We start from the raw sequence: 3,298 nt of genomic DNA, 5'->3' as shown, positions 1-3,298 counted from the left end.
GCTCGAGATGCAGGATGTGTCGGAGCATTTCCGCAGTTCGGGTTTCAAGGTCTTCGCCCGCATCCTGGAAGACGAGAAGAACCAGGTCTGGGCGATTCCGGCACCGGGCGGCGGTTCGCGTGCCTTCTGCGACCGCATGAACTCCTGGGCTCAAGGCGAAGGCCAACCCGGCCTCGGCTACATCATGTGGCGCGAAGGCGCGGGTGCTGGCCCGATCGCCAACAATATCGGTCCGGAGCGGGTCGAGGCGATCCGCATCGCGCTTGGTCTGAAGGATGGCGACGCTGCCTTCTTCGCAGCGGGCAACCCCGACAAGTTCTACAAGTTCGCCGGCGCCGCCCGTAACAAGGTTGGCTCGGAGCTCGGCTTGATCGACGAGAACGCCTTCGCTTTCGCCTGGATCGTCGATTTCCCGATGTACGAGTACAACGAGGACGAGAAGCGGGTCGATTTCTCGCATAACCCGTTCTCGATGCCGCAAGGCGGGTTGGAGTCGCTGCAGAAGGACGATCCGCTGGCGATCAAGGCCTTCCAGTACGACATCGCTTGCAACGGCTACGAACTCGCCTCGGGCGGCATTCGCAATCACCGCCCTGAGGCGATGGTTAAGGCCTTCGAGATCGCCGGTTATGGCGAGGAGACGGTGATCGAGCGCTTTGGCGGCATGTACCGGGCCTTCCAGTATGGCGCGCCGCCGCATGGTGGCATGGCAGCGGGTATCGACCGCATCATCATGTTGCTCGCCGGCGCCAGCAACCTGCGCGAGGTCGCGCTGTTCCCGATGAACCAGCAAGCGGTCGATCTGCTGATGGGGGCGCCCTCCGAGGTCGGCCCGAAGCAGCTGCGCGAGCTCCATATCCGCCTGAACCTGCCTGAAAAGAACGGCTGACCCCCCGCCATGCCTGCCCCGACCGGAGCGCGCTTGTCCGCGCTCGCCTGCCTGCTCGCGCTGCCGCTAACCGCCTGTGTCACCGCTGCGCCCCACACAAGCTCGGGGCGGGCGGTGGAGCTTGCCAATCTGGTCTCGCGCTCGATCGCCTGCCGTGCTGGAGCACCACGCACCAGCACACTCGACCGCTTCCTCGACGCCGAGCGTGCCCGTGGCGCGACGCCGGAGCAGATCGCGGGAGCGCGCTCGACCTATGTCACCGTTTCGGAGGCGGCGACCATCAATCAGGATGTCCGGCCCGAAGCCTGCTCTGCGGAAGAACGCAGCTCCTTGAAGCCACGCATGGCGCGCGTCCGGGCCGGCGATTTCAGCGGGCTCTGAGCGCGATCAGCCATGCCCTTCGCCAGAGCCTTCCTCTGCAGCCTGCTTCTGCCTGCGCTTGCGGCCTGTACGACGACTGCCGGTCCAGTGCCCGGCACGGCGGAGTTTGCGGCCGTCAAAGTCTCGCGCGGCTATGATTGCGGTGTCGCCGTCKATCGCCGCCGTGTGATGGCGGGGCTTGCCCCGGCCGAGCGCGGACGTTTCGTCGTCGTCAATGCCAGCCTCGCGGTGAAGTCCTACAAGGCGCCGCGCCACTGCGATGCCGCCGAACGCAGCGCGGTTCAGCACGAGCTCGCCGGTCTCACACGGCGCTGAATTCTGCTTGCCTGCCGGGGGCGATCCCGGCCAGAAGGCAGGAATGCCGCCCGCGAACGAGTTGCTCCCGCTCCAAGAAACCGTCACCGCGGTCGTCGTCGCCTATGACAGCGCCGATGTCCTGCCGGCCTGCCTGGATGCGCTACGGCGCGAAGGCGTGCCTGCCATCGTCGTCGACAATGCCAGCAGTGACGATTCGGCCGCAATCGCGCGGGCGCATGGCGCAACGGTGATCGCGAGCCCCAGGAATGAAGGCTATGGCCGAGCCAACAATCTCGGCATCGCAGCCTGCCGCACTCCCTACGCGCTGATCGTCAATCCCGACCTCGTGCTGCAGCCGGGCGCCATGGCGGGGTTGCTGGCTGCCGCTGGGCGCTACCCCGATGCCGGGATGCTGGCTCCGCGCATTGTCGAGCCGTCAGGGCGCGTCTTCATCCAGCCGCGTTCGCTGCTGTCGCCGGCTCATCTCAATCATTCCGGCGCGGCAATTGTACCGGAGGGGGATGCCTGCCTGCCGTTTCTCTCGGGCGCCTGCCTCCTGCTCCGCTGCGAGGCCTTCGAAGCGCTGGGCGGTTTCGATCCGCGAATCTTCCTGTTCTACGAGGACGATGATCTTTGCCGCCGCATGAGGGACGCCGGGCATGCGCTCGTGCATGTGCACGATGCACAGGCGCATCACGCGCGCGGCCGTTCCAGCAAGCCCAGCCCCGGCCGCCGTTTCAACGCACGCTGGCATCTCGCCTGGTCGCACGCCTATATCTCGGCCAAATACGGGCAAGTCGGGCCGTCGTCCTTTGCGATTTGCGAAAACATCGCAAAGACAGTCGGTTACGCCTTGATCTTCAACCGCCTCAAGATGATGGCGCATGCCGGATCTGCCGCTGGCGCGCTGGATTGGCGGCGGGGACGGACGGCGCTCTCGCGGCAGGGCCTGGACGAATAGCTCGCGCGCCTTAGATCATCGGACCGGATATCGTATCCGGTTCGATGATCTCACCCTTTGTGTTTGCATCGGCTTTGCCCCGAAAACCGCAATCCACTTTTCGGGCCGATGCCTTAGAGGTGCAGGTCCTTCATGGGGGTGGTGATGATCCTGCGGATCTCGCGCAACTGCCTGAAGACGAGCCGTGCCTTGCGCAGCACATTGCTGTCGGCCGAGAGCAACTCGGCCTCACGTGCGGCAAAGGCGGCTTTGCCCTGCAGGGCAGGGATTGGGCTCAGCGRCAGCGGGGTGTTCGGCAAGGCCGAGAGATCGAGCTCAGTCAGAGCCGGCTCGGCTCCGCGAAGGCTCTTGCCGATCATGCTGCGCGCTACGTCGAGGCGGCTTGCGGCGGCATCCCGGACCGGCTTCTGCATCACGGCGCTGGAATCGCGCCACTGGATGCCCCTTCGATAGGCCGGAACCCATTGCACCTGAGCTTCGAGCAGGTTCAGCCCGGCATAGCGGGCCAGGGCAGGGAAGGCATCGTCGTAGAAGCGCCAGCAATCGACGGGGAAGCGGTGCCGCGGACCGCCGCCCGGTGAGGTGATGAACGCGAGTCCATTGCCCTTCAGCACGCGCGAAATCTCAAGGATGGTGATCCAGAAATACTCTGCATGCTCGAAGACCTCCGAGCAGGTCACGACATCGACCGAGCCGGTGGCGATCTCTTTCCAGTCATAGGGATCGGCCACCGCCACATCGACGTTCAGCCCCGGCTCGATGTCCATGCC

General features: G+C 65.3%; 5 protein-coding genes. 4 read left to right on the top strand and 1 reads right to left on the bottom strand.

Going from position 1 to position 3,298, the window contains the following annotated elements:
- The 4 genes from AC1D34_RS35600 to AC1D34_RS35585 all read left to right on the top strand — a co-directional run.
- Positions 1-889 (top strand): amino acid--tRNA ligase-related protein (locus AC1D34_RS35600; RefSeq protein ID WP_476826790.1); only part of this gene is annotated, 889 nt, incomplete at its 5' end.
- 33 nt (positions 890-922) lie between these two features.
- The gene (locus AC1D34_RS35595) at positions 923-1,270 is read left to right on the top strand and encodes a hypothetical protein (protein WP_441505394.1); all 348 of its coding nucleotides are present in this window, start codon (positions 923-925) and stop codon (positions 1,268-1,270) included.
- A gap of 12 nt (positions 1,271-1,282) precedes the next feature.
- Positions 1,283-1,585: a hypothetical protein gene (locus tag AC1D34_RS35590; RefSeq protein WP_476826789.1), complete on the top strand. Its 303-nt coding sequence runs from the start codon at positions 1,283-1,285 to the stop codon at positions 1,583-1,585.
- Between the two features lie 43 nt (positions 1,586-1,628).
- Positions 1,629-2,528 (top strand): glycosyltransferase family 2 protein, encoded by a 900-nt coding sequence (locus AC1D34_RS35585; protein WP_441505396.1) that lies wholly within the window; start codon positions 1,629-1,631, stop codon positions 2,526-2,528.
- Between the two features lie 113 nt (positions 2,529-2,641).
- Here AC1D34_RS35585 and AC1D34_RS35580 read toward each other — a convergent pair.
- Positions 2,642-3,298, bottom strand: a 657-nt coding sequence (locus AC1D34_RS35580) for a methyltransferase domain-containing protein (protein ID WP_476826788.1), incomplete at its 5' end; no start/stop codon positions are given.

This window comes from Allobosea sp. P1_A7 (genome assembly GCF_056406775.1).
Note: the sequence above shows the minus strand (reverse complement) of the source record. Positions and strands in the feature narration are given on the sequence as shown.

Bases quoted from the DNA above. Each gene is read 5' to 3' on its own strand.
- AC1D34_RS35585 (WP_441505396.1), top strand. From the start codon at position 1,629: ATGCCGCCCGCGAACGAGTTGCTCCCGCTCCAAGAAACCGTCACCGCG.